Annotated in this window: 14 protein-coding genes; 4 read left to right on the forward strand and 10 right to left on the reverse strand. The window is 48.8% G+C overall.

What is annotated here, in order from left to right; all coding sequences use genetic code 11:
• Positions 1 to 48: 48 nt before the first annotated feature.
• Complete coding sequence (locus NYE68_RS17340) at positions 49 to 1,302, reverse strand: alanine--glyoxylate aminotransferase family protein (RefSeq protein ID WP_324636417.1); 1,254 nt, start codon at positions 1,300 to 1,302, stop codon at positions 49 to 51.
• An 18-nt stretch (positions 1,303 to 1,320) separates the two neighbouring features.
• Positions 1,321 to 2,562, reverse strand: a complete 1,242-nt coding sequence (gene allC / locus NYE68_RS17345; protein WP_061890803.1) for an allantoate deiminase — start codon at positions 2,560 to 2,562, stop codon at positions 1,321 to 1,323.
• Positions 2,563 to 2,761: 199 nt separating this feature from the next.
• On the opposite strand from allC, the gene NYE68_RS17350 reads away from it, so the two are divergent.
• On the forward strand, positions 2,762 to 3,631 hold the full coding sequence (locus tag NYE68_RS17350) for an endonuclease (protein ID WP_032876691.1): 870 nt from the start codon (positions 2,762 to 2,764) through the stop codon (positions 3,629 to 3,631).
• A gap of 49 nt (positions 3,632 to 3,680) precedes the next feature.
• On the opposite strand, the gene ugpC is transcribed toward NYE68_RS17350, so the two are convergent.
• Entirely contained in the window at positions 3,681 to 4,787 is a 1,107-nt protein-coding gene (gene ugpC / locus NYE68_RS17355) for a sn-glycerol-3-phosphate ABC transporter ATP-binding protein UgpC (protein ID WP_039253968.1), read from the reverse strand.
• 155 nt (positions 4,788 to 4,942) lie between these two features.
• On the opposite strand from ugpC, the gene NYE68_RS17360 reads away from it, so the two are divergent.
• Entirely contained in the window at positions 4,943 to 5,671 is a 729-nt protein-coding gene (locus NYE68_RS17360; RefSeq protein WP_012118372.1) for a GntR family transcriptional regulator, read from the forward strand.
• 24 nt (positions 5,672 to 5,695) lie between these two features.
• Here the strand turns inward: NYE68_RS17360 and NYE68_RS17365 are convergent, their stop codons facing one another.
• The 5 genes from NYE68_RS17365 to NYE68_RS17385 all read right to left on the reverse strand — a co-directional run bounded on the left by NYE68_RS17365 (position 5,696) and on the right by NYE68_RS17385 (position 10,692).
• Complete coding sequence (locus NYE68_RS17365) at positions 5,696 to 6,550, reverse strand: PfkB family carbohydrate kinase (protein WP_039253965.1); 855 nt, start codon at positions 6,548 to 6,550, stop codon at positions 5,696 to 5,698.
• 13 nt (positions 6,551 to 6,563) lie between these two features.
• On the reverse strand, positions 6,564 to 7,448 hold the full coding sequence (locus NYE68_RS17370; protein WP_033574891.1) for a carbohydrate ABC transporter permease: 885 nt from the start codon (positions 7,446 to 7,448) through the stop codon (positions 6,564 to 6,566).
• Positions 7,449 to 7,451: 3 nt separating this feature from the next.
• On the reverse strand, positions 7,452 to 8,330 hold the full coding sequence (locus tag NYE68_RS17375) for a sugar ABC transporter permease (RefSeq protein WP_023357120.1): 879 nt from the start codon (positions 8,328 to 8,330) through the stop codon (positions 7,452 to 7,454).
• 36 nt (positions 8,331 to 8,366) lie between these two features.
• Positions 8,367 to 9,632, reverse strand: a complete 1,266-nt coding sequence (locus tag NYE68_RS17380) for an extracellular solute-binding protein (protein WP_061890957.1) — start codon at positions 9,630 to 9,632, stop codon at positions 8,367 to 8,369.
• Positions 9,633 to 9,705: 73 nt separating this feature from the next.
• Positions 9,706 to 10,692 (reverse strand): SIS domain-containing protein, encoded by a 987-nt coding sequence (locus NYE68_RS17385; RefSeq protein WP_033574890.1) that lies wholly within the window; start codon positions 10,690 to 10,692, stop codon positions 9,706 to 9,708.
• 196 nt (positions 10,693 to 10,888) lie between these two features.
• Here NYE68_RS17385 and NYE68_RS17390 point away from each other — a divergent pair, with 196 nt between their 5' ends.
• The gene (locus tag NYE68_RS17390) at positions 10,889 to 11,815 is read left to right on the forward strand and encodes a MerR family transcriptional regulator (protein ID WP_174747287.1); all 927 of its coding nucleotides are present in this window, start codon (positions 10,889 to 10,891) and stop codon (positions 11,813 to 11,815) included.
• A gap of 33 nt (positions 11,816 to 11,848) precedes the next feature.
• Here the strand turns inward: NYE68_RS17390 and NYE68_RS17395 are convergent, their stop codons facing one another.
• Positions 11,849 to 12,202, reverse strand: a complete 354-nt coding sequence (locus tag NYE68_RS17395) for a hypothetical protein (protein WP_235929291.1) — start codon at positions 12,200 to 12,202, stop codon at positions 11,849 to 11,851.
• Positions 12,203 to 12,275: 73 nt separating this feature from the next.
• Here NYE68_RS17395 and NYE68_RS17400 point away from each other — a divergent pair, with 73 nt between their 5' ends.
• Entirely contained in the window at positions 12,276 to 12,548 is a 273-nt protein-coding gene (locus NYE68_RS17400; RefSeq protein WP_014418818.1) for a DUF1648 domain-containing protein, read from the forward strand.
• A 38-nt stretch (positions 12,549 to 12,586) separates the two neighbouring features.
• On the opposite strand, the gene NYE68_RS17405 is transcribed toward NYE68_RS17400, so the two are convergent.
• Entirely contained in the window at positions 12,587 to 12,961 is a 375-nt protein-coding gene (locus tag NYE68_RS17405; RefSeq protein ID WP_007410094.1) for a nucleotide excision repair endonuclease, read from the reverse strand.
• Between the last annotated feature and the right edge of the window lie 12 nt (positions 12,962 to 12,973).

Below are 12,973 nucleotides of genomic sequence, written 5' to 3' on the forward strand. Positions count from 1 at the left end.
GGGCAAAAGGGAAAAAAGTCCAGATGATTTCAATCTCGTTTTCAAGTCTCATGACAGCACACCGGTTTCAGCCGGCAGATCATATATGTTTAGGGCCGCCTGCAGCGCTTCCCCGGCTTTAACGGCAACTCCGTGTCTGATCAGAACCGCTTCAAGTCCGGCCAGCACAAACAGCACATTTTCCTTCCTGCAGCTGTAGCCCATCGTTCCGATTCGCCAAATTTTCCCCTGCAGCGGACCGAACGAGCTGGCGATTTCAATTCCGAATTGAGACAAAAGCATCCTTCTGATTGATTCGCCGTCTGCTTCCGGCGGAATCTTCACACATGTGACGACAGGCAGCTTTGCCCCCGGATCGCCAAATAAATCAAGGCCCATCGCTGCAAGTCCCGCCGTAAGCGCTTTTTCATGACGCCGATGCCTGCGGAACCGTTCTTCAAGTCCTTCTTCCAGGACAAGGCGCACACCCTCCCGCAGCGCATAAAGCATTGCTGTCGCTTCTGTATGGTGATTCAGCCTTCTTTCACTCCAATAATCTTCGAGCTGACTCAGATCAAAATAGTTGCTCGTAACCGGTCGATGACCGGACAGCCTTTTGCCGTCGGCTGCCGTCGCAATGCCCCGTTCTACCTTTTTACGCGCGGCAATGACAGCTGCCGTCCGGTCATTATAAGTAATCGGCGCCATTCCGGAAGGGACCGACAGGCATTTTTGCGTTCCCCCGATGACTGCGTCAATCTTCCATTCATCCGTTTTTACGGCGCAGCCTCCGATCGTGGCCACGGCATCCACGATAAAGAGTGCGTCTTGGGCGCGGCACGCTTCCCCGATTTCTTTCAGCGGGTGAATCCGCCCCGTTGATGTTTCTCCGTGCACCATAGCGACGATTTTCGGGGAAATTTTTTTCATCTCGCTGATAATCTCTTCAGGCCGGAAGACCGTTCCCCATTCACACTCAATCGTATGAACGTCCGCTCCGTACCGCTCGGCGATTTCAGTCAGCAGGTATCCGAAGCGTCCGTATATCGGAACGAGCACGCTGTCGCCCGGTTCTATCACACTTGCGAGAACAGCCTCAATCCCCGCTCTTGATGTACCGTCAATCGGATAGGCCCAGCGGTTTTCCGTTTGAAACAATTCACGGAGCATTTGCATCGTTTCGTTCATGATGCCGGTAAATGCCGGGTCAAACTGGCCGATGATCGGAGCGCCCATCGCCCTCAGCACTCTCGGTTCAGCTTCTGTCGGTCCCGGTGTCATAATCGTTCTTTGCGGAATGCACAATTCTTTTCTGGTCGGCACGCCGATTCCCCCTTTACGTTAATAGGCAAGTTTATGTAATACATTCGCCAGCGTAAGGACGCCGGTTTCAAGCTGATGTACGGGTGTGAATTCAAGCGGCGAGTGGCTGATCCCGCCACGGCTCGGCACAAACAGCATGCAGGCCGGAAAGGTTCTGCCGAGCATCTGGGCGTCATGTCCCGCTCCGCTTACGATTTTCTCCGGGTCCGCCCCCTGTTCTTTTGCAGCCTCCGCTGCGGTACGCGTCAGTGTCTGATTCATTTGAACCGGCTCTATCCTCATATATTCATCAATAACGGGTCTGACTCCTTTGCTGCGGCTGATGTTTTCAACAATCGACACCAGTTTCTGATGGAAGGCTGCCAGCACGTCTTCCTCCGGGTGACGAATATCAACGGAAAACTGGATACGGCCCGGAATGACATTCGCCATATTCGGCTCAACCGTCATTTTCCCGCACGTCAGGCGGAGCTCTTCCGGCTGTCTTTCCGCTGAGAGCATGAGTTCATGGATGATGCTGCTTCCCGCCGCGAGCGGGTCTTTCCGCCATTTCATTGAAGTGGTGCCGGCATGGTTGCATTCACCGTCAAGCGTAACAGTATAGCGTCTCTGTCCGGCAATCCCGGTGACAATCCCGATATCCCTTCCCGATCGTTCAAGCGTTTGCCCCTGTTCAATATGAATTTCCAGAAAGGCTTTGATATCTGTGCGCAGCGGTGCTGGATAACGGCCTGCACCGAAGCCGTTCTGCCGCATGGCTTCTTTCAGAGAAATGCCGGACGCGTCTTTCGGCGTTTCCGCATCTGAAAGCGAGAAAGCACCGGTGATATTGCCGGAGCCCCAATAAGTGATGGGAAAACGGCTCCCTTCCTCTTCACAGAGCGACACAGCCTCCAGCGTTTTTTTCGGACGCCCGCACGTCTCATGCAAATACCGGATCGCCAGCATGCCCGCCAGCACGCCGAACGCACCGTCATATTTGCCGCCGTCAATAACGGTGTCAATATGCGACCCGGTCAGAATCACCTCATCAGGCGATTCTGTGCCGTTCAGCCGGCCGAACACGTTTCCGACATCGTCAAATGCCGTTTCCAGCCCGAACGCCTCCATTTTCTTTTTGACGGCAAGCTGGGCGTCCATCCATTCTTTCGTATATAAAAGCCTCGTCACTCCGCCGGAAGCGGAAGCGCCGAATTGAGACAGCCATTGTATGTCATCGGAAATCCCGATATTCGCCGCCGAAAGCTGCTGATGTTCCATACACGCCCTCCTTTTAAACTGAAAAACTGACAAGATGATCTTCATTATAGAAGGAGCGCATAACGAGTTCATTATCATATCCTCTAAATAATCAATGATTTTCCGGATACTTTGACCAATAAGCCGAAGGAACCATTTTTCAAAAAAGATAGAATATTAGATTTATTTTTTGGATAATAGAGGTAAAGGAGGGCAAGTCATGACAAAAAAACTTTGGTTTCTGCCGATTGTCTGCCTGTTTTTCATTTTTGGATGGGCCGCGCCGTCAGCCTCTGCGGGCGCGCCGGCTGACACGAATCTGTACAGCCGGATGGCGGTTTCAACTGCCGGCGGCACAACTCTTTTTCCGCAAACTGCCTCAGCTGTCATCACTCCGTCTGCGGATACGGACACATATTACAAAGAAGCTTCCGGAAAAAGCGGAACGGCCTTAAAGAGCGCCCTGCACCGCATCATCAGCGGACATACAAAGCTGTCTTACAGCCAAGTATGGAATGCATTGAAGGAAACTGACGAAGATCCGGCAAACCCGAACAATGTCATCTTGCTCTACACCCAGGAATCACGGGCCAAAAGTAAAAACGGCGGCAGCGTCGGGGACTGGAACCGCGAACACGTGTGGGCAAAGTCACACGGAAACTTCGGAACAGCTGCCGGCCCAGGGACGGACATTCATCATCTGCGCCCTGCAGACGTTCAGGTGAACAGTGCCAGAGGAAATATGGATTTTGATAACGGCGGCTCAGAATACCCGAAAGCGCCGGGCAATTATTACGACGGCGATTCCTGGGAGCCGCGCGATGAGGTTAAAGGAGACGTCGCCCGCATGCTGTTTTACATGGCGGTGCGTTATGAAGGAGAAGACGGGTATCCCGACCTTGAGCTGAATGATAAAACCGGAAACGGCTCAGCTCCTTACATGGGAAAACTGTCCGTTTTGCTCAAATGGAATCAACAAGACCCCGTCGACAGTAAGGAAAAACGGCGGAACGAAATCATTTACGAAGACTATCAGCATAACCGCAATCCGTTTATCGACCATCCGGAATGGGCGGACGAAATCTGGTAATCGTATCATAAGAAGTGATAAGGGAGCCCCGATCATCAGGCTCCCTTTTTCAATATACGGCGTTTTCAGTGTCGGCATCAAAAAAGACGGCCCGGTTCATATTGACCGCAAGCAGAATGGCATCGCCGGGTTTCACCTGTGAAGCGCCGTCAAGACGGATCGTCATGCGGTCATCTCCGCTCACCGCATGAACGTACATCTCCGCGCCTAAGTTTTCACATACTTCCGCCACAGCGCGGCACACCGCTTCAGGCGGGTGCTCTGATTGTCCGGCAAGCGTCAAATGCTCCGGACGCAGCCCCGCAATCATCTCCTTACCGCTGTATCCTTTCTGCACAAGAACAGCCGCTTTTTCTTTCGGAATGGGCAGACGAACGGACGAACCGGCAAAATACCATTGCCCGTGACTTTCTTCAATGACGCCTTTTATAAAATTCATACTCGGAGAACCGATAAAACCCGCCACAAACAGATTCGCCGGATAATGATAAATCTCATGGGGGCTTGCGGCCTGCTGAATATCTCCTTCATTCATCACGACAATCCGGTCGCCCATTGTCATCGCTTCCGTCTGATCATGCGTCACATAAACGATGGTCGCTTTCAAACGCTGATGGAGCTTGCTGATTTCGGCGCGCATCGTCACTCGCAATTTCGCGTCTAAGTTGGAAAGCGGCTCGTCCATCAGAAACACTTTCGGCTCCCGCACGATCGACCGGCCGAGCGCAACCCGCTGCCGTTGCCCGCCTGAGAGAGCCTTAGGTTTCCGCTTGAGCAGATGCCCGATTTCCAAAATATCGGCGGCCGTCCGGACTCGCTCTGCAATTTCTTTTTTCGGCAGCTTTTTGAGCTTCAAACCGAACGCCATATTGTCAAACACCGTCATGTGGGGATACAGCGCGTAATTCTGAAAAACCATTGCGATATCGCGATCCTTCGGGGGCAGATCGTTCACCGCGTCTCCGTCGATATAAAGCTTCCCCTCAGAAATGCTCTCCAGTCCGGCAATCATTCTGAGTGTCGTAGATTTGCCGCAGCCGGAGGGACCGACAAGCACCAGCATCTCCTCATCTTTTACATCTAAGTGAAAATCCTTCACTGCCGCCGATTGGGCGCCGTATGTTTTTTTGATATGGTCAAATGTTAATGATGCCATTCGAAACCTCCTCCAATACTGGAAACCGCCACATCTTTCTGTTATGTTAAAAATGCTCGGGGTTTCTGACAGATTCATAAATAAAAAGCAAATTTGTATTATAACGTCATAATACATATAATAGTACTACTACTTGACAAAGGAGGTCCGTCCCATTGTTAAATAACGGGAGCTCGAAACCTTTATATATTCAGCTGAAACAAATTATCGCGGACGATATCAAGAAGGGCGTTTATTCGCCGTCCGTGAAACTGCCGACCGAAAATGAGCTGTGCGAAACGTACAACGTCAGCCGCATAACGGTCAGGAAGGCCATCCTTGATCTTGTGGAAGAAGGCTGGCTCGTCCGGCAGCAGGGAAAGGGAACGTTCGTTAAAAGCCCTAAACTGAAGCGGGAGCTCATCGCGGTCAACGGCTACTCTGAATTTATGGAATCAACGGGGAAAAAACCGAAACACCAGATCCTTTCCCATGAAATCATTGAAGCGCCTAAATCCATCGCCCAAAAACTTCGCGTCGCTTCCGAAAGTCCCGTTCTTGAATTAAAACGCATTTTATTTCACGACGACCAGCCGCTCTCATTCGAAATCGCCCACTATCCGCTCAGTTTATTTCCCGACATCGGCAAGCATATTAAAGGCGGCGTGTCGATGCATGACATTTTGAAACAGCACTATCAGGTGGTGCCCACCCATAATACGAAGCTGTTAAATGTCGTATACGCCAAGCAGGAAGAAAGCCGCTATCTGGCTTGTGATATCGGGGATGCGCTTTTTGAAATTGACAAAACCGCTTTTATGTCAAAAGACCAGCCGATATACAGCTCGCTGTTTTTAATGCATACCGACCGCGTCACGTTTACCATTAACAGTCCCTATGCGTAACAAGTATAAAAAACGAGACAATGCTTATCGTATTCTCGTTTTTTCACTGCTTTTCCCGCCGCCCGGCCTGTAGGGATGCCCGTAACCGAACGCTCCGAACCCTCCGCATGTTTTGGCAGCCGTCCCGGCGCCCGCAGTAAGCGCTCGCCGAATATCCTGATGCTCGAAGAAATCGGTAAGAAACCCGGCGATAAAAGAATCACCCGCGCCCAATGTATCTATTATATCAGCTCTTACCACCGGCTGATGATAGACGCGTTCCCCATCCGATAACACCGCGCCATATTCTCCCCTTGTCAGACAGACGATTTTCGCTCCGAAACCGCGGGCTTTTTCGGCAAGCCGCATACATTCACTTTCACTCAAATCACTCCCGGAAAAAAACGCATACGTCACGTACGGACAGACCGCTTCTAAATAGGCTTCGTCACGTTTTACAGAGAAGTCAAAGGAAATCGGCACATGGCCGCTCAGCATCGGGAGGTCACGTTCTATCCTGCTGTATACGCTCGTATGCAGCAGATCATGTCCGGCGATAAATGAGATGTCATTCTCCTGAAAAGCGAGCGTCAGACGAGATTGCACGCCGCCTTTATTTGATCCGGCAAATATCCTGTCCCCTCTTTCATCAAGCGTGACGACCGCCATCCCGTTTTCTCCGTATGCCCGGCGGATCAGATCGGCATTCACCTTTTCCAGTTTCAGCACATTCAATACGTGATCCGCCGCTTCATCACTGCCGAGAATCCCGATATAAGAAGTTTCGTGGCCTAAGCGCCGGGCAAGCACGGCTACGTTTAACGCATTTCCGCCCGGGTAAAACGTCTCCTGATCCTGATAATAATCTACTACATTATCTCCGGCCGCTATCAGTTTCATCTTTTCATCCTCCTTATCCTTTTACGCTTCCCGCTGCAATGCCGCGGATAAAATATCTCTGCATCAATAAAAACAGCGCGATGATCGGAGCAGCAGAAATCGTCAGCCCGGCCAGCAGCACGCCCCAATCCGTCTGCAGCGCATCTCTGAACTGCATCAGCCCGGCCGGAATCGTCCGTAAATTTTCATCATCGATAAAAATAATCGCAAACATAAACTCATTCCATGTATGGTAAGCCGTCAAAATGCCTGATGTCACCAGAATCGGCACGCTCATAGGTAAGAATATTCTGAAAAATATTCCGAAACTTGTACATCCATCCAGATAGGCAGCTTCCTCAAGCTCTTTGGAAATCGACAAAAAATAGGAACGGATCAGAATCACGGTAAACGGAATACGGTAGGCGGCGTACGGAAGAATCAATGCCCAATACGTATTGTACAGTCCCAATGACTGGATAATGGAGTACAGCGGCACAAGACTGACCTGCGGCGTCAGCATCAAGCCGCCAAGACAAATGATCAGCACAAACCCTTTTCCTTTAAATTGAAAACGGGCCAGCCCGTATGCCGCCCAGGCGCTCACAAATACGGTGATGAGACAAGTCAGCACGGTCACAATGACGCTGTTCATAAAATAAGCGGAAATCCCTTGGTTCCATGCGGATACGAAGTTTTCGGGATGCCAGACAGAGGGCAGCGACCAGCTGTGCTCAAAAATCTCATCCGAGCTTTTAAAGGCGCTGACCGCCATCCATAACAGCGGATAAGCAACGGCAATGAGGTAGATTAAGAGAAACAGCCACACAGACGTTTCCCCGACATACCATTTTCTCGGTTTTCCGCCTGTTCTGACGGCCTGACGGGCATGACGCAAGTCCGTCTTTTCAGGAAGCATCGGCTACTCCTCCTTTCCGGTCTTAAAGAATTTCATCTGAATAAGCGACAGAGCAAGCGTCAGCAAAAGCACCACCGTCGCGATCGCAGAAGCGTAGCCCATCATATCCTTTGTAAAAGCGCTCTTATACAAAAATGTGCTCAGCACTTCTGAAGCATTGCCCGGCCCTCCGCCGGTCAGAATATACGGTTCATTAAATACGGTAAATGCGCCGGTCAGCGTCATCACCACGGCAACAAACGACATTTCTTTCGTCTGCGGCACCGTAATGTGAAAAAACTGCTGGATTTTTCCGGCTCCGTCCAGCTGCGCCGATTCATATAATTCAGCGGGAATGCTCTGAATCGAGACAATGTACAGCATGGCGATGTAACCGACAGACTGCCATTGAGACACAAAAATGACAGACAGCATAGCGGTGTTTTCATCGCCCAGCCACGCCCGGGTCAGTTCATCAAGTCCGACGGCTTCCAGCAGCTGATTCAAAAGCCCGATTTCCGGGTTATAAATAAAATCAAACAACAGCGCAATAACGGTCATGGAAATAACGACCGGAAGAAAAAAGACCGTGCGGAAAAACGGCGACCATTTTCTTACCAATCTGTCTTCCAGCACGGCCGCCAGAATTAAGCCGCCGCCAACCTGGCAAATCAGCGATATGACCGCATACAGCACATTGTTGCGGAGCGCTGTAAAAAATACGGGATCGTGAAACAGGTCAATATAATTTTTCAAACCGATAAATGTCTTTTCGGGTTGAAATGAGCTCCATTCAAACAGACTGAAAAACACATTCTCAATAATCGGAATGTAAACGAACAGCAGAAAAATCAGCGCGGGCGCGAGAAACAGATACGGGATGAAACGTTTTCGGCTGACCAAGGAAATCCTCATCTCCTTTCTCCAAAGAAATCTGTTCTATTCAGATGACGCTTTGACCTGACGCGCCGCTTTCTGCACGGAATTCATCACCTCGCGCGGTGTCATTGTGCCGCCGAGCATCTGCTGAACGCCTGCCGCATACACTTCGGCGATTTCAACGTCAACATCCATATCAAACCACGGCACCATTGATTCGGCGCGGACGATATCCTGCACGGCTTCACGCTGGATCGGGGCGGAATTGTTTTCTGTCGCCGTTCCTTGAACCGCGCTGTATTTACCGACGTCTTTTATCAGCTTCTCTCCCATTTTTTTCGAGGTTAAAAACTGTAGAAATTCCATGGCTTCTTTCGGGTGCTTCGTTTTTGAGGAAATCATAAATCCTTCCGGAGATCCGGTCAGTGCACGGGGAGATCCCTTTTCGCCGCTGAGTTTCGGGAAAGGAAACAAGCCCAGATTGACCGGTTCGACGAGCTTAATTTCTGCCGTTTCCGCATAAATCATCGCCGCTTTGCCGCTCGTAAACTGCTGGCGCACGTATTCGTGATCAACGGAGTTCACGTGCTTTGTAAAGTACGGCAGAAGTTCCTGAAGCTTTTCAAGCGCTTTGACATAGCCTTCGTCCGTAAACTCCCCGGTTTCCGGGCTGTAATCCTTCGCCCGCGTTTTTTCATCCACCATACGCTGGTTCAGCGTCCCGATATAATGAGAAATCGTCCAAGGCGCTTTTGTGCCGAAACTGATCGGAATATATCCGTTCTCTTTCAATTTCTCAGAGACTGTGATCAGTTCATCCCATGTCGCCGGGGGCTTCAAATGTAATGTATGAAAAATGTCCTTATTATAAAAGAATGATTTAGCGTCCATTTGCCACGGAACACCGTACTGTTTTCCGTCATGCGTAAAGGGTTTGATTTGTGACTGCACAAGCTGTGAGGACCAATCTTTATCCTGCTGATAGTAAGACGACAGATCGAGGGCTTTATCTCCTTTGATGAATTTATAAGCAAACCGGTCGCTCCATGAAAAGAAAATATCAGGGGGGCTCGTTGTTCCGAGCATGACTTTCACCTTGTCTTTATAAGAATCGTTTAAGACCGCTTCCGTTTGGATATGAATATCCGGATGAGCAGCTTCAAATTCTTTGACCGCTTCTTCGAAATAGCTTTTTTCCGGCTCCTTCGGCCACCTGTGAAAAAACTTCAAGGTCACTTTTCCGTCAGAGGAACTGCTTTGGCTTGAACAGGCGGCGGCTGACAGACATACGGCTAACAGAACGAACAGGCAGATGAGCTTTTTCAGATGCTTTTCCTCCTTTGTCACCGGACTATAACGTTATATATCATTATAGTCCGGTGAAATATAATGCGCGTTCTTAATATTCGACTTTCCACATGTAACGCCGCTGGCTTAACGGATGGTTCCTTGCTTCCGCCAGCGCATCCGCATAGCTTCTGAGCACCCGGTTTAATACGAGAGGAGCCAGATAGCCTTTTACAGAATCGTCAATTCCGGAAAAATCATATGCTGCCGCATCAAGCACAGTCAGTTTTTTGCCGTATCTTTTTGAGAAGGAAAGCGCCCGCTCTTCAAGGGGTCTTGTTTCGTCTAAGCCGAGCAGGATAATAAATGGAACGGATTCATCAATGATTTCGAACGGTCCGTGAAAATATTCTCCGGCATGAATGGCGTGGGAATGAATCCATTGCATTTCCATGAGAATGCAGATGCTGTAGGAGTAAGCGACGCCGTAGTTCGCACCGCTTGCCATCGTGTAAATGATATCTTCTTTTTCGTGGGCTTTCGCGAATGCCTTTGCGTGATCCGCTTCTTGTTTAAGCGCTTTGTCATATACGGTCTGGAGCTTATTGAGTCCGTCGATCGCCTGTTCAAACACGGGATGGTTTTCCAGCACGTGTAAAGCGCCGAACACGATTTGATACAGAACCCCGTAATTCGTATTTATCGCCTGTGCATTCTCACCCCAGTCATACACCGCGACATATTCGGCTTCTTTCGCTAACGGCGAATCAGGCTCAAAGGTCATCGCAATCGTAAGCGCGCCTTTTTTTCTGGCGAAACCGGCGGCTTTCACCGTTTCCGGCGTATTGCCTGACTGAGAACATAAAATCACGAGAGAGTTCTCTCCGAGCTGAACGGGATTGCGCTGAATAAATTCATTTGAACTGTAGAGATCAGAGCTGATGGCTTTCGCCTCTCTGTCAAACACGTACTTGCTCGGATACATAATGGCTGAAGAACCCCCGCAAGCGACGAAAAAGACGTGGTCAATCGTTTTTCCTTTCAGATCATCCAAGAAAGCCTGAACTTTGTGATTCACTTGTGCGGCAGTTTGACTCAAATCCTTCACTCCTCAGTGTTTTATTATATAACGTTATATAACATTATATAACGTTATATTAATCGCAACAAAGGTGCGTTGTCAATCATATTTTCTGAAATTTCTAAAATATAAAATAAACCCGTCTTATTCGCCGCCCTCTCTTGACCTGACCCTTAGAGACACGTTTAGAATGAAAAACAGGGAGTGATTCAGAATGAATATAAAAGAAGCCGCAAGGCAGACGGGTCTCACGAAAAAAGCCATCAAATATTATGAGCAGGAAGGTTTAATCACCGTCAGCAAAAACCCTGATAACGGATACCGTGAGTATTCCGCTCAGAACGTGAATACGCTGAAAATGATTGCCGCCCTCCGAATGCTGGCACTGTCTGTAAGCGATATTAAAGCGTTCCTCTTAGAGGGCAGCAGTCTGCATGATATACTGCGCCGGCAGCATCAAAAGCTCAGTCGGCAGATTGAAGAGCTTGAGCAGGAACGGAAACTGACTGAAATGCTGATCAAGCGCGTGGAAGATGCGGAAAATGTCGATTCAATTCTGCATGATATCGGCGAGGTCAAAATAGATGAACCGAAGTATATGGGACTTCAGCTGAAAAAACTGTTCCCGGGAGATTTCGGAGAATTTATCGCCGCGCTGTTTGAACCGTTCCTCGACTTTTCTATTGATACAGATGAGAAAAAAACGATATGGGCAAAGCTTATTAAAGTATTGGATGATATGGAAGAAGTTCCGGCTGCACACCCGATGATGCAGCTGGTCGGCAAGGAGGATCCGGCTCAGCTCCAGCAGCACAAAGTCCAGCATGACCAATTTATCGAGCGGATTTTGGAGAGAGACCCCGCCACTTGGGACACTCATAAAAACATCATCATTCAGCTTGTGAAAAGAGTGCAGACAGATGAAGAATACAGGGAAAGCCTGATCAAGGTCGGAGAATCCGCTTCTGATCTGCCCGCGCTGAAGGAGGGATCGCCTTTCAGCAATCTTCTTCAAAAGCTCAGCCCCAAATATGACACGTATGTGCGATTTCAGCTTGAACTGAAAAAAGAAGCCGACGAGGAACTCGGCTTTGATTCAGAAGCATATTTAAAAGAGATGCTTCAATCAAAAAAACGCTAAGGTTCGTTTCCTTAGCGTTTTCTTTCTTCAGCCTCAGTGCTGCGCGTTAATGCGGTCAACGACATTAGCGATGAGCTGCTCTTTTCCTAAGTCGGAATCTTCGTCAACGCTTGCTACTGTCAAAATGATGGCCGCTACCGCAAGAGCGATCGTCTCAATGGCGGCCGCCGCGTTTAAAAATACCCATACAGCCGTTGCGCATTGGCCGATGGCCGTTGATTTTCCTTTGTCCATGCTCTTTTTGTCAAACTCTTCTTTCAGCACTTTCGCCATAATCTGCGAACCTTGATCAATGACGCTGTTCACTTTCTCATAATCGCCGCTGTAGACCGCCGCTTTCAACTCTTTAAAATAATCCCGCGATGACTTTTTAATATCAGCGATCACCTGATCGGAAACACCCATAAGATAAATACTGAAACTAATGAAATTTTTCACACTAAAAAAAGGGAGTGTTCATATGTTTTTGATGAATGATAAAGTGCTGTGGGGAGCTGTGGTTCTCGCCTTTATTCTGTCGATTGTGTTTTATCCGTTTCTTCCTGCTGATATGGCCATTCACTATGACGTGTCAAACCGTCCGAATACATCAATCAATAAAACGGCCGGCGTCCTGATTTTTCCTGTGCTCATGATGATCTGCATGTTATTCAGAAAAAAGGCCGTCCAGCTATTCCTCGTCGTTTACTGTCTGCTGATCGTGCATATTGCCGTGATGTGGCTGGCACTGTAAACATAAAGAAAACCGGAGCCCTTAAGCTCCGGTTTTTCTTATTTATAAAATACTTTCTCAATGTTGTATTTCGACTGAAGGGTATTGATCGCGTACGTTTCGTAAATCTCCCTTTCCATCGGATCATTTACGACACATACTTCAATTTTATACACTTCGTCCCTGTGATGTTTAACAGGCGACACATTGTCTTCAAAATGCTTTTTGATTCTTTGTCTTAATTTACGGGCTTTCCCGACAAACAGCAGCTCATCATGAATGTTATAAAACATAAATATGCCGCCTTTGTCTCTCGGAATTTGGTGAAAATCAATGAAACCGTAAATCGCTTTAATCGCCGGTTCATTCTCCGACGGTGACTGCTGCCGTTCCGTAATGGTTACATCAGGAGCAGGAAGGTTTATTTTTATCAAAATGGGTCACGT

The sequence above is a fragment of the Bacillus sp. FSL R5-0447 genome, assembly GCF_038606125.1.
GTDB classification, from domain to species: Bacteria; Bacillota; Bacilli; order Bacillales; family Bacillaceae; genus Bacillus; species Bacillus velezensis.

Bases quoted from the DNA above. Each gene is read 5' to 3' on its own strand.
- NYE68_RS17390 (WP_174747287.1), top strand. From the start codon at position 10,889: ATGAATATAAAAGAAGCCGCAAGGCAGACGGGTCTCACGAAAAAAGCC.
- NYE68_RS17370 (WP_033574891.1), bottom strand. From the start codon at position 7,448: ATGCTTCCTGAAAAGACGGACTTGCGTCATGCCCGTCAGGCCGTCAGA.
- NYE68_RS17365 (WP_039253965.1), bottom strand. From the start codon at position 6,550: ATGAAACTGATAGCGGCCGGAGATAATGTAGTAGATTATTATCAGGAT.
- NYE68_RS17400 (WP_014418818.1), top strand. From the start codon at position 12,276: ATGTTTTTGATGAATGATAAAGTGCTGTGGGGAGCTGTGGTTCTCGCC.
- ugpC (WP_039253968.1), bottom strand. From the start codon at position 4,787: ATGGCATCATTAACATTTGACCATATCAAAAAAACATACGGCGCCCAA.
- NYE68_RS17350 (WP_032876691.1), top strand. From the start codon at position 2,762: ATGACAAAAAAACTTTGGTTTCTGCCGATTGTCTGCCTGTTTTTCATT.
- allC (WP_061890803.1), bottom strand. From the start codon at position 2,562: ATGGAACATCAGCAGCTTTCGGCGGCGAATATCGGGATTTCCGATGAC.